This is a genomic window from Rhodopseudomonas sp. BAL398 (assembly GCF_033001325.1).
Classification (GTDB): domain Bacteria; phylum Pseudomonadota; class Alphaproteobacteria; order Rhizobiales; family Xanthobacteraceae; genus JARJEH01.
Map to the genome: position 1 here is coordinate 2,574,045 of NZ_CP133111.1, position 22,225 is coordinate 2,596,269.

The 22,225-nt window shown below is 64.3% G+C and carries 23 protein-coding genes; 9 read left to right on the forward strand and 14 right to left on the reverse strand.

Translation table 11 applies throughout. The annotated features are described in order from the left end of the window. Nucleotides 1-70: 70 nt before the first annotated feature. The 6 genes from flhB to flgB form a co-directional block, all read right to left on the reverse strand. Nucleotides 71-1,147: a flagellar biosynthesis protein FlhB gene (gene flhB / locus RBJ75_RS12295; RefSeq protein WP_044412082.1), complete on the reverse strand. Its 1,077-nt coding sequence runs from the start codon at nt 1,145-1,147 to the stop codon at nt 71-73. A 20-nt stretch (nt 1,148-1,167) separates the two neighbouring features. Continuing rightward, nucleotides 1,168-1,938, reverse strand: a complete 771-nt coding sequence (gene fliR, locus RBJ75_RS12300) for a flagellar biosynthetic protein FliR (RefSeq protein ID WP_044412084.1) — start codon at nt 1,936-1,938, stop codon at nt 1,168-1,170. A gap of 66 nt (nt 1,939-2,004) precedes the next feature. Next, complete coding sequence (fliQ, locus tag RBJ75_RS12305) at nt 2,005-2,268, reverse strand: flagellar biosynthesis protein FliQ (protein ID WP_044412085.1); 264 nt, start codon at nt 2,266-2,268, stop codon at nt 2,005-2,007. A gap of 142 nt (nt 2,269-2,410) precedes the next feature. After that, the gene (gene fliE / locus RBJ75_RS12310) at nt 2,411-2,731 is read right to left on the reverse strand and encodes a flagellar hook-basal body complex protein FliE (protein WP_044412087.1); all 321 of its coding nucleotides are present in this window, start codon (nt 2,729-2,731) and stop codon (nt 2,411-2,413) included. 16 nt (nt 2,732-2,747) lie between these two features. Next, complete coding sequence (flgC, locus tag RBJ75_RS12315; protein ID WP_044412090.1) at nt 2,748-3,173, reverse strand: flagellar basal body rod protein FlgC; 426 nt, start codon at nt 3,171-3,173, stop codon at nt 2,748-2,750. A gap of 26 nt (nt 3,174-3,199) precedes the next feature. After that, a complete protein-coding gene (gene flgB / locus RBJ75_RS12320; protein WP_044412092.1) occupies nt 3,200-3,604 on the reverse strand; it encodes a flagellar basal body rod protein FlgB in 405 nt (134 codons plus the stop codon). Nucleotides 3,605-3,988: 384 nt separating this feature from the next. On the opposite strand from flgB, the gene RBJ75_RS12325 reads away from it, so the two are divergent. Next, nucleotides 3,989-5,062 carry a flagellar biosynthetic protein FliO gene (locus tag RBJ75_RS12325; RefSeq protein ID WP_044412095.1) on the forward strand — a complete coding sequence of 358 codons (1,074 nt, stop codon included), beginning with the start codon at nt 3,989-3,991 and terminating at the stop codon, nt 5,060-5,062. Further along, a complete protein-coding gene (gene fliP, locus RBJ75_RS12330; RefSeq protein ID WP_044412097.1) occupies nt 5,059-5,823 on the forward strand; it encodes a flagellar type III secretion system pore protein FliP in 765 nt (254 codons plus the stop codon). The genes RBJ75_RS12325 and fliP overlap by 4 nt, the downstream gene beginning before the upstream one ends. A gap of 161 nt (nt 5,824-5,984) precedes the next feature. Here the strand turns inward: fliP and RBJ75_RS12335 are convergent, their stop codons facing one another. Next, a complete protein-coding gene (locus RBJ75_RS12335) occupies nt 5,985-7,253 on the reverse strand; it encodes a lipase family protein (RefSeq protein ID WP_052628944.1) in 1,269 nt (422 codons plus the stop codon). A gap of 241 nt (nt 7,254-7,494) precedes the next feature. Between RBJ75_RS12335 and RBJ75_RS12340 the strand changes: the two genes are divergently transcribed. Further along, nucleotides 7,495-7,728 carry a hypothetical protein gene (locus RBJ75_RS12340; protein WP_044412099.1) on the forward strand — a complete coding sequence of 78 codons (234 nt, stop codon included), beginning with the start codon at nt 7,495-7,497 and terminating at the stop codon, nt 7,726-7,728. A gap of 37 nt (nt 7,729-7,765) precedes the next feature. Here RBJ75_RS12340 and RBJ75_RS12345 read toward each other — a convergent pair whose 3' ends face one another. Then, nucleotides 7,766-11,629, reverse strand: a complete 3,864-nt coding sequence (locus RBJ75_RS12345; protein ID WP_044412102.1) for a hypothetical protein — start codon at nt 11,627-11,629, stop codon at nt 7,766-7,768. A gap of 361 nt (nt 11,630-11,990) precedes the next feature. On the opposite strand from RBJ75_RS12345, the gene RBJ75_RS12350 reads away from it, so the two are divergent. Then, nucleotides 11,991-12,317 carry a GrlR family regulatory protein gene (locus tag RBJ75_RS12350; protein WP_052628945.1) on the forward strand — a complete coding sequence of 109 codons (327 nt, stop codon included), beginning with the start codon at nt 11,991-11,993 and terminating at the stop codon, nt 12,315-12,317. 194 nt (nt 12,318-12,511) lie between these two features. Here RBJ75_RS12350 and RBJ75_RS12355 read toward each other — a convergent pair whose 3' ends face one another. From RBJ75_RS12355 to fliL, 4 genes are read right to left on the reverse strand one after another with little or no spacing between them, the layout of a single operon-like run. Further along, on the reverse strand, nt 12,512-13,285 hold the full coding sequence (locus RBJ75_RS12355) for a MotE family protein (protein ID WP_044412108.1): 774 nt from the start codon (nt 13,283-13,285) through the stop codon (nt 12,512-12,514). Further along, on the reverse strand, nt 13,282-13,758 hold the full coding sequence (locus RBJ75_RS12360) for a DUF6468 domain-containing protein (RefSeq protein ID WP_044412111.1): 477 nt from the start codon (nt 13,756-13,758) through the stop codon (nt 13,282-13,284). Before RBJ75_RS12360 ends, RBJ75_RS12355 begins: the two co-directional genes overlap by 4 nt. Then, entirely contained in the window at nt 13,755-14,957 is a 1,203-nt protein-coding gene (gene fliM, locus RBJ75_RS12365) for a flagellar motor switch protein FliM (protein ID WP_044412114.1), read from the reverse strand. The genes RBJ75_RS12360 and fliM overlap by 4 nt, the downstream gene beginning before the upstream one ends. A 17-nt stretch (nt 14,958-14,974) precedes the next feature. Then, a complete protein-coding gene (fliL, locus tag RBJ75_RS12370; RefSeq protein WP_044412126.1) occupies nt 14,975-15,472 on the reverse strand; it encodes a flagellar basal body-associated protein FliL in 498 nt (165 codons plus the stop codon). Between the two features lie 360 nt (nt 15,473-15,832). Between fliL and flgF the strand changes: the two genes are divergently transcribed. From flgF to RBJ75_RS12395, 5 genes are all read left to right on the forward strand, one after another. Then, a complete protein-coding gene (gene flgF / locus RBJ75_RS12375; RefSeq protein ID WP_044412117.1) occupies nt 15,833-16,594 on the forward strand; it encodes a flagellar basal-body rod protein FlgF in 762 nt (253 codons plus the stop codon). A 68-nt stretch (nt 16,595-16,662) separates the two neighbouring features. Next, a complete protein-coding gene (flgG, locus tag RBJ75_RS12380; RefSeq protein ID WP_044412120.1) occupies nt 16,663-17,451 on the forward strand; it encodes a flagellar basal-body rod protein FlgG in 789 nt (262 codons plus the stop codon). A gap of 11 nt (nt 17,452-17,462) precedes the next feature. After that, nucleotides 17,463-18,536: a flagellar basal body P-ring formation chaperone FlgA gene (flgA, locus tag RBJ75_RS12385; protein WP_276156626.1), complete on the forward strand. Its 1,074-nt coding sequence runs from the start codon at nt 17,463-17,465 to the stop codon at nt 18,534-18,536. Nucleotides 18,537-18,541: 5 nt separating this feature from the next. Continuing rightward, entirely contained in the window at nt 18,542-19,294 is a 753-nt protein-coding gene (gene flgH, locus RBJ75_RS12390; RefSeq protein WP_044410668.1) for a flagellar basal body L-ring protein FlgH, read from the forward strand. Nucleotides 19,295-19,503: 209 nt separating this feature from the next. Next, a complete protein-coding gene (locus RBJ75_RS12395) occupies nt 19,504-21,300 on the forward strand; it encodes a DUF262 domain-containing protein (RefSeq protein ID WP_080901015.1) in 1,797 nt (598 codons plus the stop codon). Between the two features lie 371 nt (nt 21,301-21,671). On the opposite strand, the gene RBJ75_RS12400 is transcribed toward RBJ75_RS12395, so the two are convergent. Then, nucleotides 21,672-21,926, reverse strand: coding sequence for a CopG family antitoxin (locus RBJ75_RS12400; protein WP_044410661.1), 255 nt, complete (start codon nt 21,924-21,926; stop codon nt 21,672-21,674). Continuing rightward, on the reverse strand, nt 21,895-22,200 hold the full coding sequence (locus RBJ75_RS12405) for a BrnT family toxin (protein ID WP_044410663.1): 306 nt from the start codon (nt 22,198-22,200) through the stop codon (nt 21,895-21,897). The genes RBJ75_RS12400 and RBJ75_RS12405 overlap by 32 nt, the downstream gene beginning before the upstream one ends. Between the last annotated feature and the right edge of the window lie 25 nt (nt 22,201-22,225).

Here is a 22,225-nt window from a genome sequence, read left to right on the forward strand (position 1 = left end):
GGAAAACGGCCCGAACCCGGCCTTGAAGCCAACCTTAATGGTGATCTCGACGCTGACCTTGGGGGTCATCTCACGCCCTGCGGCCCGACAGGCCGCGCTTGAGCCCCATGACGTAGCCGATGATCTCAGCGACCGCCTGATAGTGTTCGACCGGGATTTCGGCGTCGACCTCGACGGTGGCGTAGAGCGAGCGCGCCAACGGCACGTTCTCGATGATCGGGATGTCGTTGGCCTTGGCGATCTCCCGGATCTTCAGCGCGATCATGTCCTGGCCCTTGGCGACGCAGATCGGCGCCGGCATGCCGCGCTCGTATTTCAGCGCCACCGAAAAGTGGGTCGGGTTGGTGATGATCACCGAGGCCTGCGGCACCCCGGCCATCATCCGCTTGCGCATCCGCTCGTGCCGCAACTGCCGCAGCTTGCCCTTGATGTGCGGGTCGCCTTCGGCCTGTTTGTGCTCTTCCTTCAATTCCTGCATCGACATCTTCTGCTTCTCGTACCAGGTCCGGTACTGGAAGAAGAAATCGGCGATCGCCACGAAGGCCAGCATCGCCACGACGGCGGTCATCAGCTTCAGCGTCAGCGTCACGATCACGCCCATGATCGCCGCGGTGTCGAAATGGATCATCGCGTCGAGCCGGCCGCGCTCCGGATACAGCACCGCCACCATCACCGCGCCGAGCGCGATGATCTTGAAAATGCCCTTGAGGAAGTTTGCCCCGGCCTGCTTGCCGAACAGCCGCTTGGCCCCGGCCATCGGCGACAGCTTGCTGAATTTTGGCGTGAGCGATTCCGCCGAGAACACCAGGCGGTGCTGCACCAGATTGCTGCCGATCGCCACCAGCATCAGCATCAGCAGCGGCACGCCGAGCGCCGAGATCAGCACCACCAGCAAGCTCTTGGTCAGTTGCAGCAGCCCCGGGCCGTCGGTCCGGATCATCCAGGAATTCTCGATCAGATTGCGCATCGGAATCTGGATTCCGGAGCCGATCGAGCTGCCGAACGACGACAGCACCAGCGTGGCGCCAGCGATCAAGAACCAGGTATTGACCTCCTGGCTCTTGGCGACGTCGCCGCGCTCCAACGCGTCATCGAGCTTTTTTTGCGATGGGTCCTGTGTTTTCTCTGAGGTATCGTCGTCCGACATAGTTCAGGCCTTCGCAACAATCAGGTTCGCGGGATCATCTCGTGCATCACACCGATGAAGTAGTCGAGGAAGGTCCCCATCATGGTGGCGAGCACGGCGGCCAGGATCACGAAGCCGATCATGATCGACATCGGCACGCCGACGAAATACACCTGCATCTGCGGCATCAAGCGCGCCAGCACGCCGAGCCCGATATTGAACACCAGGCCGAACACCAAAAACGGCGCGGCCAGCTGCATCCCGATCTTGAAGGCGGCCGCGAAGGCGCGGGTGGCGAGCGCGGCGACGTCCCCGCTGCGCATCAATTCGCCCGGCACGAAGATCCTGTAGCTGTCGTCGAGCGCGGCGATCACCAGATAATGGGTATCGGTGGCGAACAGCAGCGTGATGCCCAGCATGGTGAGAAAATTGCCGATCAGCAGGCCCTGCTGGCCCTGGGTCGGATCGATCGCCGTGACGAAGCCTAGCCCGAGCTGCTGGGCGACCACGGTGCCGGCGACCTGCAGCGCCGATAAAGTCACCCGCGCGGTGGCGCCGAGCACGACGCCGATGATGATTTCCTGCAGCATCAACACCAGCAGCGGCGCCAGCGAAGTCATGTCGACATGATAGGCATTGCGGTGCAGCGGCAGGATGATCAGCGTCAGCGTCAGCGCGATCGCCAGCTTGACCCGCACCGGAATGTTGACCTCGCCGAGGCCCGGCATCAGCATCACCATCGTGCCGATGCGCGCGAACACCAGCATGAAGGCGGCGGCCAGCGCCGGCAAGAATGAGACGTCAATGCGCATGGCGGTCCCTGCGCTGCCGCGGTGTCAAGCGATGCGGACGCGGATTCGAATCGCGGCGATCATGCGCTAACCACCGATGATTCGCGACGTGATCCGCATCATGTAGCTGTGCAGCGCGTCGGACATGAACGGCAAAGCCAGCACCAGCGTCATGAAGATCGCGATGATTTTCGGCACGAACACCAGGGTCTGTTCCTGGATCTGTGTCAGCGCCTGCACCAGCGAGACGACGACGCCGACCACCAGCCCCACCACCATCAGCGGCGACGACACCACCACGATGGTCCAGACCGCATCGCGGGCGATGTCGAGGGTTTCAGCGCCTGTCATTCCAATTTCCTTCGAGCCAAAATCATGCCCCTCACGGTGAGCAGCGCGCTGTTGGCGCGCGTCTCGAACCAAGGGGTCTTCAGTCCCATCCTGCGAGACGCGGCCTGCGGCCGCTCCTCAGGATGAGGTTCGTTGGTCGTTCTCAGATCTGCATCTTCATGATGTCCTCGTAGGACTGGATCACCCGATCGCGCACCGACACCAGCGTCGACACCGCGACGTCGGTCTCCGAGACCGCGGTGACGACGTCCATCACGTTGGATTTGCCGGACGCCATCGCCATGGTCTGGGCGTCGGACTTGCGGCCGGCGTCCATCACGCTGCCCATCGCGTCTTTCAGCAGCGCGCCGAACGACGGGCCGCCGGCGGTGTCGCCACCGCCGAGGGTCTTGCCGGCGCCGCCGGCGCTGGTGAGGCGGGCGAGGCTCGCATAGGCGTTCGCGGCTGTGATCGGAGATGCCATGGCTCAGCTGTCCTGTTCAGGCTTTGAGAATGTCGAGGGTGCGTTGGATCATCCGGCGCGTGGCGCTGATGATGTTGAGATTGGCCTCGTAGGACCGCTGCGCCTCGCGCATGTCGGTCATTTCCACCAACGGATTGACGTTGGGGTATTTGACGTTGCCGGCGGCGTCGGCCACCGGGTTGCTGGGCTCGTATTTGACGCGAAAATCCGAACTGTCCGGCACCACCCGGCCCAGCGTCACCACCTTGGCGTCCAGCGCCCGGTCCAGCGTCGAGGTGAAGGTCGGCACTTTGCGGCGATAGGGATCGCCGCCCACGGTCAGCGCGGTCGATTCGGCATTGGCGATGTTTTCGGAGATCACCCGCATCCGCCCGGCCTGCGCCCGCAGGCCGGAGGTGGCGATTCCCATCGATCTGGCGAAATCGCTCGAATTGTCAGCCATTTCATGCCCTCCCGGTTGCGGTTACGTCAGCGCTTGCCGATCGCGGTCTTCAGCAGTCCCAGACTGCGGCCGTACAGCGAGGTCGCGGCGGCGAAATCCATCTGGTTGGCCGAGACCTTGAGCATCTCGTCCTCCAGATTGACGGCGTTGCCGGCCGGGCGGGTCTGGAACCCGCCATTGCCGTTCTTGGTGAAAGTGTCGACCGCGCCGGGCGCGGTCATGTGGCTGGCGCTGGTGCGCAGCATCGGCAGCGTCCCCATCGCGCCGGCGACATTGCCGGTGGCGTCGAATTTCGGTTCGACCAGGTCGCGCGGCTTGAAGTTGGGCGTGTCGGAATTGGCAATGTTCTCCGCAAGCACCCGCTGGCGCTCCTGATGCCATTGCATCTTGGTGCGCAGCGCCGACAAGATCGGAAAATCACTGATGGCCATGGCCTGTCTCCACCCCTGAACCGCGACACCGTCGCTGAGGTGGGCAGAATTTGCCGCCCTTATGGTTAACGCCGGGTTAATCTGCGATTAATGCGTCGCCGCCAGCGCTCCGGACCGGGGCAGCGTTCGCCCTTGGTGGGGGCCAAGCCGCAAAGCGACCTGAGGATAGCCGACAGAAGTTGTTTTGGTGGCTCGATTCGTGGGGTATGAGAAGCTTGGTACGGCAGAACTTGCCGCCGCTTGTTAAGCATTGCGTCTTGAGTTAGGCGAACCGCGCGTCGTTTGATGTGTTGTAAATTCTGGAATCCGTGTTCGGCGATGTCAAAACCACGCTCAGGACCACACGCGGGATCACGCAATGGCGCTCATTGCCGGGGATAATCTATGCCGCAGCCTGTGATTTTCTTTTTCGCCTTTCTGGCCGTCCTGGCGTTGATCGGCCTCGTGGCATGGCTGGTCCGCCGCTTCGCCGGCAACCGGCTCGGCGCCAATTCCAATCGCGGCCGGATGCCGCGGCTGGCGGTGATCGACGCCGCCGCGGTCGATGGACGCCGCCGCCTGGTGCTGGTGCGCCGCGACAATGTCGAACATCTGCTGATGATCGGCGGGCCCACCGATATCGTGGTGGAGCCCAACATCGTGCGCGCCGGCCCGATCCGCGAGCAAATGCCACCGCGCCAAGGCAGCGAGCTGCCGCGGCCGACATCGCTCGATACCGGACATTGGGATGGCGACACCCACGCTGATCAGCACGAGCCGCAGCTGCCACCGCTGCCGGATTTGCCGCCGCGGGCGCAGCGACCGTCTTTTGCCGAAGAGGTCCGCCGCAGCGCGCCGCCGGCGCCGTTCCAGGACGAGCTGCGCCGCCCGACGCCGCCGATCCCGCCGCGCAATCCCGACCACATGCCGGGGATCATGCTGGACACGATCAGCCGCCCGGAGCCCCGCCCCGAACCGCGGATGGAACCGCGCGAATCGCGCATCGAGCCGCGCGAGCCCCGCATGGAACCGGTGCCCCGCGCCCAGCCCCGCCCCGACCCGGTGATGCCGCCGATGCCGCGGCCGCCGCGCCCGGCCGAGCCGCCAAAAGCACCGCCGCTACGCGCCGAACGCCCCGTGCCGTCGCCGGCACCCGCACCTAGCATCTCGTCGGCCGACCAGAATCTGGCCGAAATGGCCAATCGGCTGGAGGCCGCGTTGCGGCGGCCGGCCGGCGAGGTCCGTTCCGAGCCCGAGGAAGCCCAAGACGCCGCTCAGGGCGCCGCTCCGGTCGCATCCGAGCCGGCGGCGAACCGTCCGCGTCCCGAACCCCGCCAGGAGCCGCGTCCCGAACCGCGTCAGGAGCCCCGTCAGGAGCCGCCGATCGCCGCACCGCTGTCGGCCGCGCCGAAGTCCGGCTTCGAGAACCTGGAAGACGAGATGGCGTCGCTGTTGGGACGTCCGAAGACCCCTTCGTGAGGCCGCAGGCTCCGCCGCGTAGAGTTGTCACCTTTGTCCTGACCCTGATCGTCGCCGTAACGCTGAGCGTTCCGGCGCTGGCGCAGGACATCAGCATCAATCTCGGCGGCCAGGGCCCCGGCGGCGGCGTCACCGAGCGTGCGATCCAGCTGATCGCGCTGCTAACGGTGCTGTCGATCGCGCCGTCGATCCTGGTGATGATGACGTCGTTCACCCGGATCGTGGTGGTGCTGTCGCTGCTGCGCACCGCGCTCGGCACCGCGACCGCGCCGCCGAATTCGGTGATCGTCGCGCTGGCGGTGTTTCTCACCGCCTTCGTGATGGGGCCGGTGCTGCAGAAATCCTATGATGACGGCATCAAGCCGCTGGTCGCCAACCAGATCACCGTCGATGAAGCGCTGGTGCGCGCCGCCGCGCCGTTGCGCGGCTTCATGCAGAAGAACGTCCGCGAAAAGGATCTGAAGCTGTTCATGGACCTGTCGGGCGAACCGCCGCCGGCGACGCCCGAGGAGATGTCGTTCCGGATTCTGGTGCCGGCCTTCATGATCTCGGAATTGAAGCGCGCCTTCGAGATCGGCTTCCTGCTGTTCCTGCCGTTCCTGATCATCGACATGGTGGTGGCCTCGGTGCTGATGTCGATGGGCATGATGATGCTGCCGCCGGTGGTGGTGTCGCTGCCGTTCAAGCTGATCTTCTTCGTGCTGGTCGACGGCTGGTCGCTGGTGGCGGGCAGTCTGGTGCAAAGTTACACCGGCGGGTGAGACTGCGGGACCCCGATGCTGCGCAATACGCCGCGAAGCGGCGTGGCGCGCTGCTGATCCAGGCCCATAACGAAATGTCGTATTCGCAACCGTCCCGGCTTTGCAGAGCGGCATAAAGAATGCCGCGCCCGTCCGAGGTACGGCGCCCTTTCAGGAATGCCTTATTGCCCCGCCGCGGTCGGCAGCGTGTTGCAGTTGCTGATCGCCGGCTTGCCGGCGAAGCGGGCCTTGACGAAGGCGTGCGACAGCCGCTTGCCCTGCTGCACCACGGTCTCGTGATCGGCGCTGGGAAACACCTCGTACATCAACTCGGTGCCGGATTTGCACAAGGCCCGCGCCAGCGCGTCGTTGGTCCGCGGCAGCACCGTGACATCGCGGCCGCCCTGCATGATCAGCGTCGGTGCCGCGATCTTGAGGCGGTCGGGATCATTGGCCATTGCGAGTTTCAGCACCGGGCCGAGATCGGCGCCGGGCAGGAACTGATCCTTCGGAATGGCCTTGGGCCAATAGCCGGAGCCGCGCGAGCCGGAGATACCGAGCGTCTCGGAAATGCATTCGTGCTTCATCTCGTCGAGATGCGCCAGCGCCTGCGGCGTCAGGATCGTTGCAAGGTCGATCTGCGGATGGTTGGCGGCAAGCCCCTGCAGAAACGCCATCGCATAGACCAGCGCCACAGATGGCTTGTTGGCCTTGCTCATCTCGGTGATGCGCTCGCCGATCTGCGACGCCGGGGCGAAGGCGACATTGCCGAGCAGCTTGAATTCCGGCGCGTAGGTGGGACCGAGCGCCGCGGTGAACAGATTGGCCTGGCCGCCCTGCGAATGGCCCATCACCACATAGCGCGTCCCGATCCGCGGATCGAGCTGCCGCGCCGCGCGCATGATGTCGAGCGCGCCATGGGCCTCGGCCTCGCCTTGCAGGAACGGGTGCACGGCGGTCGAACCGCCGAGCCCCTCGAAATCGCTGAACGCCACCGCATAGCCGCGGCGGACATAGACGTCGAGCATGGCGCGCGCCGGAGCCAGCGCGTAGTGCTCCGGCCCGCGACGCGTGTCGCGCGACGGCGCGCATTTCGCCACCAGCCCGGTGGTGCCGTGGGTCCAGGTGATCAGCGGCCAGCCGGTCTTCGGCGGCGTGCCGCGCGGAATGTAGAGCGTACCGGACACCGCGATGTCGCGGCCGTCGATGGCGCGGGAATGATACAGCACCAGATGCTGGCGCCGCGCGCTCGGCAGCGCGATCGCCCTGGGCGCGCGGCGGCTCCAGATCACGGTGCCGGGCTTGGCCTCGGGCAGCGGCGATGGCGGTGTGTAGAAAGCAAGCCCGGCCGGCGCGCGCGCCGTTGCGGCCGCCACCGGACAAGGCGTCGCGACGCCGATCAGCATCGCCACCGCGATCGCCGCCAAACCTGTTCCGAGATCGATCCGCATGATGCTTGCCTTACGCTTGGGGCCGATGCGCCCGATCCCTGACGGCTGGCGACGGCATGGTGATGTCTTTACCGGCGGTGTTCGTCCAGGTCACCCGTCCGATTGGTCGCACGCCAAGCGCGTGCCGAGCCGGCGCCGTGCCGCTTTTTTGCGCGCCGCTACGTGATCCGGATCAAAGCCATCCGACAGCAAAGGCGGTAGTTGAGTGCCCTGCCGGACGATGGATCGCAGGAGCGCCGCCATGGATACGCAACTTTTTGCCGGACACGACAAGCGGCTGATGGCCGTCACCGCCATTGCGGTCGAGGCCAATGCGCTGGTCTATGATCACGGCTGCGAAGAGGTCATTGCCAATGATGATCCGGACGCCGGCCGCAAGGTGTTCGCCGCGGCGTTCCTGGCCTGGGCCGAAGGCAAGATCGACGGCACCGCCGAGGAGGTGTTCGCGGCGGTTCAGGAAGTGCTCGAGGCGTAGCTGCGGGCCGCGAACTTCACCGCCTCCCGCGCCATGATCAATGCGCCGCGGTGGTCGTCACGCCTTTGATCGCCGGCAGCGTGCCGGTGGCCTCACGGTCGGCGGCCGGGATGATCGCCCTGGCGCTGGCGTCCGGGAATCGCTGTTTCATCTCGCGCAAGAAGCCGCCAAGCGTATCGACGCCGGCCGCCATCTTGGCGATCGCGCCGAATTCCGAGCTGTTGCCCGAACTCGGCATGCTGGCGGCGTTGAACGCGGCGCGGTCGTCGGGGGCCGTCATCAGCGGCATGAATTTGTCGCGAAACCGCATCAGCCCCAGCGCGTCCTGGGCCAGCGCGTAGCCGACCGCGGCGCGGATCACGTCGCCCTTTTCGGCGGCGGTGAGCGGGGTGAAATCGCGCCAGCGGTCGCCGAGATAGAGTTCGATCTGTTCGGAGGCCTCGCGCCAGCGCCGCGCCGCCCAATAGATATCTGAGCGCAGCCGGATCGCCTCGCGACCGCCGCTGTTGGAGATGATGTCGAGCGCCAGATCGTGGCGGCCGATATCGCTTTGGGCGCGGGCCTCGAGCAGCAGCCGCTGCTGGCGTACCTCGCCGGAGAGATCGGAAATCCGCGTGGTGCGCAACGCCGCGATGGCGCGGTCCGGCTTGCGGTTCATCAGATAGATCATCGCCAGCTTGGCGGCGACGCCGGCCCGCGCCGCGCCCTCGAGCCGCTTGTCGATCTGGTACTGCAGCAATTCGGCGCCCTGATCGAGCAGATCGACAGCCACCAGCCGGTCCGCCAGCCGGCGGATCATCTCGTCGCCGCGCCGCCCGATCGGCGTCAATTCGCGGAATTCGTAGAAGGTCGCCAGCGCGTCGATCGGCGGCATGTCGTCGCCCTTGCTGCCGAGGAACAGGTCCGAGAACAGCGCGCGGGCGGCGTCCTGCGCCGCCCGCGCCGCTTCCGAATTCGGCAATAATTGGGTCGCCGTCTTGGCCGCGGCCAGCGATTCGCGGTAGCGGCCGAGACCGGCATAGAATTGCGCCAGCAGCTGCTGCACTTTGACTTCCTGCTCGTCGCCGCGCCAGGTGACCGCCAGCCGCTCCAGCTCCGGCAGCGCGTCGGTCGCGCTGATTTCCTTGCGCTTCTGCTTCAGGATCAGTTCGTGCAGCTTGGCCTCGCTGGCCGATTTGCGGTCCGATGACACGATCACATTGTGGTACTTGACCAGCGCCTCCTGATCACGCCCGAGCGCTTCGTCGAGCCTGCCGCGCATCAGCGTCATCATCGGCGTCATCGCCGGCGGCACCCCGACCAGATCGAGATCGCGGCTGCGATCGGCGGCGCCGGAATAATCCTTGACCTCCAGCGAGGCGTGCATGGCGCTGGCGATCAGCACGCGCTGAATGTCCAGCGGCAGTGCCGTCATGGCGAATTCGACGCTCTTGAATTTTTCCCGCGCCTCGGCCCATTTGCCTTGCCGGGCCATCGCATAGGCCTTCCACAGCTGCGCGTCGTAGCCGGTGGCGATCGCCGGATTGGTGATGTCCTTCAAGGTCTGCTCGGGCCGCCCCATCAGCGCGCTGGCGGCGGCATGGCCGATCATCGCCGACGGATCTTCCTGCCCGACCGGCGTATCGGACAGCGCCAGATCGAGCACACCCTTGGCCTCCTGATACATCCCCCGCGCCATGTAGAAGCGCGCCAGGTCGATCCGCGCCGGCAGCCGCGCGCTGCCGCTGGCCATCGCCGCGGCCTCGACCAGCGCGTAGAGCCGCTCGGTAAACGGCGCCTGCTGATCCTTGGTCCATTGGTCGATATCGAAGAACGGCCGCGTCGCCGAGGCGGCGTCGCGCGCGCCGGCATCGGCGGATGACAGCGTCAGACCGTCCGGCCGGCTCAGCGTCACCGCGCCGCCCGCGGTCTCGATCTTGACGTCGTCGGCATAACGCTGAACCACCAGGCCGTGGATCGATTCCAGCAGCGCGAATTCGACGAAATTCTGCCGCTTGATCAGTCCGCGCGGCGGCGGCAACGCGGTGATCACCTCGAGGGCGTCGCCGGCCTCCGGGTCGACCAGCCTGTGGGTCTTGCCGGCCCCAGCCAGCGCCACCGTCAGGCTGGCATGGGCCGGGTCGGAAATGTTGCGCACCGCGGTTAGCGGCGCCGAGGGCGACTGCCCGGTATCGGCCAGCACCACCGACCATTTGCGGCCGGAGCCGGAATCCTCGTCGCGTAGCGCCGCCAGTTGCGGGCGGTTCAGCCGGATTCGGATCGCCTGCCCCTCGGGCAACACCACCGTGCTGACGTCGCCGACGGAGCTGCCGCCCTCGCGGCGGATCGCATCGAGATTGAACGGCGCCTTGCTGTCGAGCACCAGCCACAGATTGTCGGCGCGCCGAAACAGCGCCGCCGGGGTCGGGCCGGCGAAGTTGAAGGTCAGGCGCAAACCCTCGGCGCTGCGCCGCGCTTCGACCGGATTCGCCAAAGCGCTGGGCGCGGCCAGCGCGGCTTTTGCGGGGCTGGCCGCCGGCGCCATCGGCATCTCGGGCTGCGCCGCGGCGACAGCCGGTGCCGGCCTGTCGACCTCCGGGCCGGCCGGCGCCGGCGCCATCGGCTTCGCCACGCGCGCCGTCATGGGGGTCGGGTTGGCAGCGCCCGCGGCATTGGCCGCGCTGGGGCCGGCCGGCGCCGGCCTCATCGATTTGGGAGCGGCCGGCGGCATCGGAGCGGCATCGGCGGTCGCCATCGCCGAGGGGCCGGCCGGCGCCGGCGCGATATAGGATGGGGCTGCGGCCTTGAGAGCGACTTTCGGTTCGGCCTTTGGTTCAGACTTGGCTTCTGCCTTGGCTTCCGGCTTGGCGGCGTGACTGGCGTCGGCGGCGTGCCCGGCCGGCCGCGCATTCGCCTCCGGGTTCGGCGGCGACGGCTCGGCGCCGTGCGGCGCGCTGTCATGGCTGGCAGTGTCATGGCCAGCCGGGTCATGGCCGCTCGCGCCGGGTTCGGCATTCGGCTTGGCGCCGGCCGCCATCGGCAGCACCAGACCGCCGGCTCCGATCCGGGCCCGCGGCGTTCCATCCGGCGCCTCGAAGCCGACATCGACGATGAAGTTGCGGTCCTCGCGGAACGAATGGACGTCGACATTGCCGATCAGCGCCACTTCGACGGTGGAGGTCTGGCCATCGACCCTTTGGCTGATCGAGCCGATATTCGCCGGCGTCGCCAGCTTGGCATCCGCCAGGTCAAAGTTCAGCGGGGCATTGAACAGGATCGACAATTTCTGGTCGCCCAGCGTCGAGGACACCGCGACATCGTCGGGGGTCTCGAACACGTAGCGCACGAAGGTCGGCTGCACCGAGGTCCGAACCCGGATCGGCGGGCGTTTCTTGCGGTCGGCGCTGGCGCGTTGCAGCCGCAGCGCGCGTTCGGCGGCGCGGGCGCGCTCGGTCAATTCGCGCACCACCTCCTGCGGCAGCCCGGGCGGCGCCCCGGTCCAGCCCTCCGGCAACAGATCGATGAACAGTTGCTCGCCGGCCGCCATCGCATTGACGGTGACCTTGCGCGACAGCGCCAGCCGGATCGCCGACCCGTCCGGATCGCGCCGCGCCGAGCCGATATAATCCGCCGAGGCCTCGGGGAGTTTCTCGACCGAAATATCGACCGGGCGCTTGAAGCGGATCACCACGATCATGCCGGCGGTGCTGACGTCGGTCTCGACGTCCTCGGCGAGCCTGAACACCAGCCGGCCATAGCCGCCGGTGGCGGTGAAACTGGCCTCGCCTCTGACCGGCTGGGCGCGACAATCCTGCGCGGTCAGCGCCACCGCGAGCAGCACGGCGAACGCAAGGCAGTATTGGACCACGCGCGCATAGGCGCGCGCTTGCGACCAAACTCCAGCGGCAGCCATCCGCACCATTCGTCGTATCTTCCGGTCAACGCGCTTACTGTCGACGATTCCGATCGGGCCGCATGCCCTGATTTACCTCAGTGTATATTTTCGCCGTTGAACGAGCTGTTAAGTCGAACGCTCTGATGCGATCCGCACCTCGCCCACCGGCAACCCGCGCGCGGCGTCGCAGCCAGCCGCAAGGCTCGCCCACTAGGGCATGAAAGCTGTTAACGATCGTTTAACCATCCAATGAGCCGGGCCAGGACGAAAGCCGCCGATGGTGACGTTGACACGACGTGCGTCATTGCGCCCTATGCAACCAAAGTTGACTGTCATGGCTCGACAAGTCAGGCACAGTCGGCTCCGTTCAACGCGAGATTGCCGACCGATGCTCAAGGGCTTGTACAAGGTCGAGTTCGAAACGCCGCGGCAGAAGGCCGTCGGCGTGATCTTTGCCGAAAACGGCCGGTTGCACGGCGGCAGTTCGGCATTCGCCTATATCGGCACCTATGAGGTGCAGGGTGACACCATCACCGGCGCGGTGATCAGCAAGCGCCACACCAAGGATTCCGGCCTGCCGTCGGTGTTCGGCCTCGACGAGGTCCGGGTCAACTTCCAGGGGTCCTCGATCGGCGATTTCGCGCAGTTCGAAGGCACCGCCGCGGAGGCACCGTCGCTGGGTTTCAAGGCGGTGCTGACGCGGATTTCCGCCTGAGCATCTGACTACAGGCCGTCATTGCGAGGAGCGCAGCGACGAAGCAATCCAGTCCTGCCTCGCGGCCCTGGATTGCTTCGCTATCGGACGGCGCTTCGCGCCGGCCTCGGCTCGCAATGACGAGATCGAGGTCGATTCTATCGGCCGCATTCTCGGTCAGGCTCTGAGCGCAACCGATTGATCGCGCCACCGCGTCAATTGCCGTTCGGCTGCGCCGGACGTCCCTCGATCTTCGGCAGATTGGCCGCGGAGACCGATTTGTCGCCATTGGCGCGACGGGCCAGTTCGACGGTCAGGCGTTCGGCCGCCGCCGGCGACATCTGTCCGAGAATGTCGGACATTTTCCGGGGCGCGATCTGCGAGGCGATGTCGAACAGCACCGGCATTTCCAGCCGGTCGAAGATCTTGGCGGCGTCCTTCGGCTTCATCCCCTCATACATGGTGATGATGCCCTTGAAGCGGGCGGCGTCGGCCTCGGTCTTCTTTTCGGTAGCGGCGTCGATTCGGCCCTCGACCGCCTTGATTTCCTGGGCCTTGGATTCGATCCGCCGCTCGGCGGCCTTGAGCAGGCTTTCGCGGATTTCGACCTCGCGCGCCCGCGCGTCCAGCTCCTGGCGCCGGGCCTGCAGCCGCTCCAGGATGGCGCGCTCGGCCGCCGACACCGGCGCCGGCGGCTCAGGCACCGGCTCGGCCGGCGGAGCCGTTGCGGGTGCGGCGACCGCGGGCTTCGGCTCCTCTTTCTTCGCCGCGCCGTGCGCGGAACCGGTGATGTCCTGATCCTGCGCCTGGACCTGGCGGCCGGTCGGGAAGTTGAAATTCTCCTCGGCCCATGACGGCTTGGTCTTTACCGCCTGATAGTCGAACACATAGCCGCCATCGAGCACCAGCCCGGCGATCTTCAGCACCGCCAGGCTGCACACCGCGACAATGACCACGGGGATCAGGCGGATATCGCGCATCACGCTCATGCGGCGATGCCGGTCGGTCGCCTGCGTTCGGCGAAGGCTTCGGCGGCGGCCGCATTGGCCCGCGCCGCCGACACCGGCGCCGCAGCCGGCGCCGGTGCCGGTGCCGGTGCCGGGCTCGGTTCGGCGGAGTGCTGCTCGGCGATCGGCCGGGCCGCGACCGCGATCTTGGTCAGCCGCCGCAGCACATTGTCGCCTTCCGCCAGCTGCCGCTTCAGATGATCCGACAGGCTGGTGGCGGCGGCGATATCGCGGCCGAGGTTTTCGTTGACCTCACGCACCGTATGCTTGAGCCCGCCGATCGCGCGTTCGGCGATCTCGGTCACGGTGATCAGCTCGCCGATCGTCGCCTTCAGCGATTGCTCGTCGGCCTTCAGCCGCAGCAGGCGCTTGTTGAGCAGCATGCAATATCCGATCGTCAGCAGCAGCAGCACCGCAACCAGGCTCTCGATCACAATTCCGATGGTATGGTTCATTGTGCCTCCATCAACTTGGTTTGCTCGTCCGCGCGTTCGAACATCGCGAAGGTGGTGACCGGCTTGCGCAGTGGTTTGGTGATGCGGATCGCGACGCGGTCGCCGACCCGGCCCATCCGGCCTTCGGTCAGGATGACGTCGCCGCAGCGCACCGACACCAGCGCGTCGGAGCGCATCTCCAGCGGCAAGGTGTCGCCGACTTTCAGGCTCATCAGTTTCTTCAGCGGGATTTCGGCTTCGTACAGCACCGCATCGACCGACATCTGCGCCTGGGCGATCTCGGTGGCGAGATGGCCTTCCCAGACCGGATCGCGGCCGAATTTCTCGCCCATGAACATCTGCATCAGAACCGAGCGGATCGGTTCGATGGTGGCGTAGGGCAGCAGCAATTCGATATTGCCGCCGCGATCTTCCATATCGATGTGCAGCCGCACCAGGATCGCCGCATTGGCGGGGCGGCTGATGGCGGCGAAGCGCGGATTGGTTTCCAGCCGGTCGATCGAGAACGACACCGGCGACAGCGGCCGGAACGCCTGTTCGGCGTCGGCCAGCACCACTTCCAACAGCCGCTTCACCAGATTGGTCTCGATCGTGGTGTAGGGACGGCCTTCGACCCGCAGCGAGGCCTGGCCGCGGCGGCCGCCGAGCAGCACGTCGATCATCGAATAGATCAGGCTGGAATCGACGGTGGCGAGGCCGAAATTGCCCCACTCCTCGGCCTTGAACACGCACAGCACCGCCGGCAGCGGGATCGAATTCATGTAGTCGCCGAACCGCACCGAGGTGATACGGTCGAGCGAGACCTCGACATTGTCGGAGGTGAAATTGCGCAGGCTCGTCGTCATCAACCGCACCAGGCGGTCGAACACGATTTCGAGCATCGGCAGACGCTCGTAGGACACCATCGCCGAATCGATGATGGCGCGGATGCCGGAATTCTCGTCGAGGTGAATTTCGCCGACGCTGAAACCGAGCAGGTTGTCGATTTCCTCCTGCGACAGCACGCGCTCGCCGCCGTTCTTGCCGCCGCCGAGATCGCGGCCGCCGTCCTCCACCATCGCGGCCCATTGCTCGGCCATCGTTCCGGTGAGTTCGTTTTCGGCAGCCGCCTTCGCGGCCTCCTCGGGATCCTCCGAGGCCATCGACGCTTCCCATTGGGCCGCGATGGCGTCCTGATCGAGTTGTTCCTGGCTGGCCATGGCCTAGATGAATCCCGTCACTGAACCAGCATTTCCTTGAACAGCACCGCCGAGACCTGATTGGGCGCGACCGCCAGATTAACCCGCTTGGTCAGCTCCTCGCGCAGCCGGAACAGCCCGACCGAGCCGTTGAGGTCGCTGGCGCGCAATTCGCGCATATAGGTCTGGAACAGATCGGTGACGCGCGGCATCGACGGCTTAATCAGTTCGACCTGCTTCTCCTCCTTGACCTCGAGCACGATCTTGGCCTTGAGGTATTGCACCCGCTCGCCCGGCGTGCCGGCGAGATTGACCATGATCTCCGGCACGTCGATGAAGTTCGGCGGCTTGACGGCCTCCTTGGCGGCCTCGGCGTGGGTGTCCTCGCCATGGCCGCCCATCAGGAAGAACCAGCCGCCGCCGCCGACCGCCACCAGCAGCAGCGCGCCGGCAACGATCATAATGAGCTTCTTTTTGCTCTTCGGCGCGTCGGCGCCGGCTGCGCCCTCGTCTGTTGTCTTGTCGTCGTCCGCCATCGACTGTCGCCCGGTTTTCTGGGGGATGATCTCGATGCCGCAGGCAGGCAGAAACAGAATATGATTGCCGCCAGCGCCCAAGGCCCTGATGTGACGACGCTAGGTCGCAATGGTTAATGGAACCTTTCTTTCGGCCGCCAGCTAGGAAAATTCTGCCGGTCGGCATGGTCAACAATACCTTATTGCCGCCCTCCCGGCCTGTCTGAAAAAGACCAACTCTCTGAAAATAAATAACATTTCCAGTTGGCACGGCGTTCGCTTGAGGGAATGCGAGCCGCAGCTTGGGAGAGCGTCGCGGCTCGCACGATCCGCGGTCGGCCTGGGAGGGCGGGACACGGCTCATTGAGGGGAGAACCACCGATGGAGAATATGTTTCTCGTCGGCTTGTCGCGGCAAATGGTGCTTGAGCGCCAGATGGATGTCGTCGCGAACAACGTCGCCAACGTCAACACCAACGGTTTCAAGGCCGACAAATCGGTGTTCGAGGAATATCTCAACACCGGCGCCCATGAAGACAACTTCTTGCGCCGCGATCGCCGCGTCAGCTTCGTGCAGGATCGCGCCAGCTATCACGATTTCGCCGCCGGCCCGATGGAGCAGACCAAGAATCCGCTCGATGTCGCGATCGACGGCTCCGCCTTCCTGGTGGTGCAGACCCCGGCCGGCGAGCGCTATACCCGCGACGGCGGGCTGTCGATCAATCCGCAGGGCCAGCTGGTCACCGCGGGCGGCAATCCGGTGCTCGGCACCGGCGGCCCGATCGTGTTCCAGCCCGGCGACAAGAACATCAACATCGCCGCCGATGGCGGCGTCAGCGTGGTGGAAGGCGCCAATACGATCGACTCGCTGCGCGGCAAATTGCGGCTGGTGAAGTTCGCCAGCCCGCAGAGCCTGCTCAAGGAAGGCAACAATCTGTATTCGTCGCCGAACGGCCCCGGCCAGCCGGACGCCACCGCGCAGGTGCATCAGGGTTACATCGAAAAGTCGAACGTCAATTCGGTCGCCGAGATGAGCCGGATGATCGAGGTCACCCGCAGCTACACCCAGATTTCGGCGATGCTGCAGCAGCAGGGCGACCTGCGCAAAACCGCGATCGAGAAACTCGCCGACGTTCCGGCTTAACCATTCAAGCGAGCCTGATCGCGCCGAACGCCGTCGTTTCGGACATCACGCTCAAGGGAATCTGATCCATGCGCGCTCTTTACACCGCGGCTAGCGGGATGGCGGCCCAGGAACTCAACGTCCAGGTGATCTCCAACAACATCGCCAATATGCGCACCACCGGCTTCAAGAAGCAGCGCGCCGCGTTCCAGGACCTGATCTATGACCACGTCCGCCGGGTCGGCGCGCAGGCTTCTGATCAGGGCACCATCCTGCCGGTCGGCGTCGACATCGGCGGCGGCGTCAAGACCGTCGGCACGCCGCGGATCATGACCCAGGGCACGCTGTCGCCGACCGGCAACGATCTCGATCTGGCGATCCGGGGCGAAGGCTTCTTCAAGATCCAGATGCCGGACGGCACCTTCTCCTATACGCGCGACGGCTCGTTCACCACCGACAACACCGGCCGGGTGGTCACCTCGGGCGGCAATCCGCTGCAGCCGACGATCACGGTGCCGACCGGCGCCACCGGCATCACCATCGCCAGCAATGGCCAGGTCTCGGTCACCGTGACCGGCTCCACCACCCCCACGGTGCTGGGCCAGATCAGCCTCACCCGCTTCATCAACAAGACCGGCCTGCAGCCGCAGGGCGACAATCTGTTCGTCGAAACCCCGGCGTCCGGCGCGCCGCAGGACGGCATCGCCACCGCCGACGGCTATGGCGACATCCAGCAGCAGAGCCTGGAACAGGCCAATGTCGAAGTGGTCACCGAAATCTCCGATCTGATCTCCGCACAGCGAGCCTACGAGATGAACGCCAAGGTGGTCAGCGCCGCCGACCAGATGCTGCAATCCACCTCCAACATGTTCCGCTGAGGGAGCCGATCATGATCGCTCGTTCACTCCTGCTTGCCGCCGCCCTGTTCGCCGTGGGCACCGCCGCCGCGACCGCACAGACGGCCGAGGCCGAGCTGCCCACGATCCAGTCCGGCAAGGCCGACGTGTTGATGCGTCCGGTGCTGCGCGCCAATGTGAGCGTCACCGACGATCTGGTGCGGATCGGCGACGTCATCGACAATGCCGGCTCGGCGGCGCTGATCGCGATCTACCGCGCGCCCGATCTCGGCACCACCGGCTCGCTGCCGACTGCCAGCGTGCTGGCGGCGTTGCGCGCCCATCAGGTGATCGGCGTCGAGACCAACGACATCCGCGAAATCTCGGTGACCCGGCTGTCGCGGACGCTGCGCGGCAAGGAGATCGAGCAGCAGATCGCCAATGCGTTGGCCAACCACAACGGCCTCGGCGACGCCGAAAATCTGGTGCTGACCTTCTACCGCGACGTGCAGACACTGCAGCTCGACGCCGCCAACAGCGGCGCGATGCGGCCGGCCGACGTCAACTACCAGTCCCGCAACGGCCGCTTCGACGTCAGCTTCGTGATCGCCGGCGAGCCCGGAACCCAGCCGGCGCGGCTGCGCTACAGCGGCACGGTGGTGGAAACCGTCGAAGCCGCGGTGCTGGCGCGCGCCGTCGAGCGCAATGAAATCATCAAGGCCTCCGACGTGGTGATCGAGCGGCGGCCGAAGGCCGAGGTCCCGAAGGACGCCGCCGGCCGCGACCAGGCGGTCGGCATGCAGGCGCGGCGGCAATTGCGCTCCGGCGCCGCGCTGCGGATCGCCGATCTGGTCAAGCCGGATCTGGTGTCGCGCGACCAGAGCGTGACACTGACCTACCAGGCGGTCGGGCTGTATCTCACCGTCCGCGGCAAGGCGCTGGAATCCGGCACCGAGGGCGACGTCGTCAGCGTGCTCAATCTGCAATCCAAGCGCACTGTCAGCGGCACCGTGATCGGCCATGGCCAGGTCGCGGTCTCGGTCCCCCGACCGCGGCTGATCGCCACCGCCGCCCCCATCGCCGCCGCGCCCGACACCACTGCGTCCATCGCCCCGAAAGCCGAGTAATGTCCATGTTGAAGTCAGTTCAGATCAACCGCCTGGTCCTCGTCGCCGCATTGCTGGCCACCGGGGGACTGGCCGGCGGCTGCTCCTCGATCGACCGGCTGGCTTCGATCGGCGAGAGGCCGGCGCTGACGGCGATCGAGAACCCGACCACGCAGCCCGGCTACAAGCCGGTACAGATGCCGATGCCGAAGCCGGAGACGGTCTCCTACAATGCCAATTCGCTGTGGCGCAACGGCTCGCGCGCGTTCTTCAAAGATCAGCGCGCCGCACGGGTCGGCGACATTCTCACGGTGACGGTCAACATCACTGACAACGCCAACATCGCCAACGAGACCAAGCGCAGCCGCAGCAACAAGGAGGATTCCGGCGTCACCGATTTCGTCGGCAGCAAGTTGCTGACCGGCACCACGGCGCTGCCCGGCCGGCTGCTGACCACCGATTCCACCTCGTCGAGCGACGGCAAGGGCACCGTCGATCGCCAGGAGAAATTGCAGACCAGCGTCGCCGCGGTGGTGACGCAATTGCTGCCGAACGGCAATCTGGTGGTCGAGGGCAAGCAGGAGGTGCGGGTCAATTTCGAGGTCCGCGAGTTGATCGTCGCCGGCATCGTGCGGCCGGAAGATATCCAGAGCGACAACACCATCGATTCCAGCAAGATCGCCCAGGCCCGCATCGCCTATGGCGGCCGCGGCCAGATCTCCGACGTCCAACAGCCGCGCTACGGCCAGCAGGTGATGGACGTGCTGCTGCCCTTCTAATTCCGAGCTCCCCTTCGCCCCGGCTCCCACCGTGGCGAAGATCTCCCGCATCGAAGCGCGAACCTAGGCGCGCGACGATGCTCCGACGCGGCCTCCGTCAGCTCCCCTGACGGAGGCCGTGGTCGTGTTGGGGGTTAGAACGCCAATCGATTGACGATCGAGATTCAGTCTGCCAAGCCTCGAAAGGCGACGCAGGAATGGGGGAAACGATGTCATACAGTGCCACGACAGTCTCGCGAATTGTGGATCGCATAAACCGGAGCTACTTTCTACCTGCGATCCAACGACCATATGTTTGGGAGCCAAGCCAAATCATTGCTCTGTTTGACTCGTTAATGAAGGGCTACCCAATTTCCTCTTTCCTATTCTGGGAAGTGAAGCCGGAAAACAGAGAGAATTGGGACATCTATCAGTTCGTCGAACATTTCCGATATGGCCAGGTTCACAATGAACCGGCAGAAACCGACGGGCGGGATGTCACGCTTGTTCTCGACGGCCAGCAAAGGCTGACTTCGCTGTTTATCGGCCTGCGCGGCACTTACACAGTTAAGATAAAGAACAAGCGTTGGGATAATCCCGACGCGTGGGTGAGGCAGCGCCTCTATCTGAACCTTTTGCAGGACCCCAATGCAGACGATGAGATTGTCGGCGAATTGGGCATTGGCTACGGCTTCAAGTTCTCAGCAGACGATCTCACCACTAAGCCAAATCAACTCTGGTTCAAAGTGGGAAAAATGCTCGACTTCGACAGTGAGGACGAATTCTACCGATTTCAAGACAAGCTTTTGGAAAGCCTCCCCGGCGACATTACGATCGCTCAGCAAAGGACAGCTCGTCGAAACCTTGAACAGCTCTACCGAGTGATCTGGAAGGACGAAGTGGTATCGTTCTACACAGAAAAGAACCAGTCTTACGACCGGGTTCTCGACATCTTCATCCGAGCGAACGATGGCGGGACAAAATTGAGCAAATCTGATTTGCTACTGTCTATGATTACGTCCAAATGGGAGGGAATAAGCGCACGAGAAGAAATCTATGGTTTTGTGGAAAATCTCAACGAATCGTCGCTTCGGAAGAACGACATTGACAAAGATTTCGTCATGCGAGCATGCCTCGTCTTGTCTGACCTCGAACATGTCTACAAGATCAGCAATTTCACAAACAAGAATTTAGCGCTCATTCAAGCCAATTGGAGCCATATAAGGACATCCATCGAAGATACTTTTAGATTAGTCAACCGCTTTGGGATCGATCGAGATACACTGACCAGCGCCAACGCGCTGCTACCAATTTCATATTACCTCTTTAAAGTCAGAAGGGGATCACTCGACGGAAGCACCTCATTCGAAGCAAAAAATTCGCAGCGAGTTCATCGATGGCTGCTTGGCTGCCTAATTAACAATGTATTTGGCGGAAATTCGGACCAGACAATCGGCGTGTCCCGCGCTATCATTCGCGAATCCCTGGAAAACTCCGAAGACTTCCCCTACTTCGAATTAATCGACGGCCTGAAGAAGCGTCGAGGAAGGGTTGTCAATTTCGACGATCAGAACTTGGATGCGTTGCTGGAAATCCGCTACGGTCATCGGACCGCATTTTTGGCATTGTCTTTACTCTACGACAAGCAAGCTTGGGGGACGGCTAATTACCACATCGACCATATTATCCCCAAATCGCTGGCCAGCCGCAGATCGTTGATGGCCGCGAACATATCGGAAGACCGCATACTTAAGATCTTGAACTTCGTAGATAGCTTGGGAAATTTACAGCTCTTGTTGGGGCGAGAAAATTTGGAAAAATCGAACACTGATTTTTCCGACTGGATCAACACCAGAGACGCAGATTTTCTGAAAGAGCACCTCATTCCAAACGACCCTAGCCTTTGGCATGTAAGCCGCCTGCCGGAATTTGTCGCGCATCGCGAAAGGCTCATAAAGCAGTATCTTACCCCGGGACTGCGAGCGCTCGGTGAAGGCATGGAGGCTACGGCAGCCATGGGAAAATAGGTGGCGATGGGCAACCGAGACCGCCCGTCGCCGAACTTTTTGATGCGCTCAACAGCAGCGACGAAAATGCTGACAACAGAATATGGGTTCCGGAATGCCGGGACGGTTCTCGATTTGATCCCGCCCTGAGGCGAGCGGGATCATTTCGGATAGGTCCAAAGACCAACGAGGAAACACACAATTCCTTCGAAGCAGCCTTGGCCCGCCTTCGTGAGATGCATCCTCCTCAATGGAGGCGTCCCAACGCAAAGGGAAACTGGGGCATCGTGACAGGCGTTCGTTGGGTAGAGCTCGGAGAGTAGCAGATACCGGCGAGACCCTAGCCTTCAGGCCCTACGGTGCTGAAAATCGGCAAGCGACCCGCGCCCCGGTCACGGCCGCTGTTGCAGCGCGCGCTCCAGCGCCATGCGGATGAAGCGCTGATAGGGAACGCCGAGCTGTTCGGCCTTCTGCTGCACGGCCTTCAAGAGCTGTTCGGGCAAGCGTAGATTCACCGATTTATCCTTCGGCTTCATCTCGAACTGCATCGTCACCATGCCGGAGAGGTCGTAGTCAGTGAGATCCGCGCCGGCGACGAACGCTTCAGCTTCGGCGTCACTCTTCAGGTTTGGCAGTTTCTTTTTCATAATGAGCAACCTCCTTGCGGTGCATGTAGCGCGCGCTGACCGGCCGGATCAGCGTGTCGCTGCCGCGTCGTCGCAAGGTGAAGACGACGAAGACATATCGGCCGGCCTCTGTTGTTCCGATCGCCTTGAACCGCTCTTCATGTGTCGAATGGACGGGATCAGGCGCCACCCGCACTTGCCGCGTGAACAGGCTCTCGATTTCCGCAATCGAGACCCCGTGCATCTGGCACTTGGTTCGATTGCCTCGGTCCCAATCGAAGCCGAACAATTCCATGGCTCGACGCCATCACTTCGCCTAT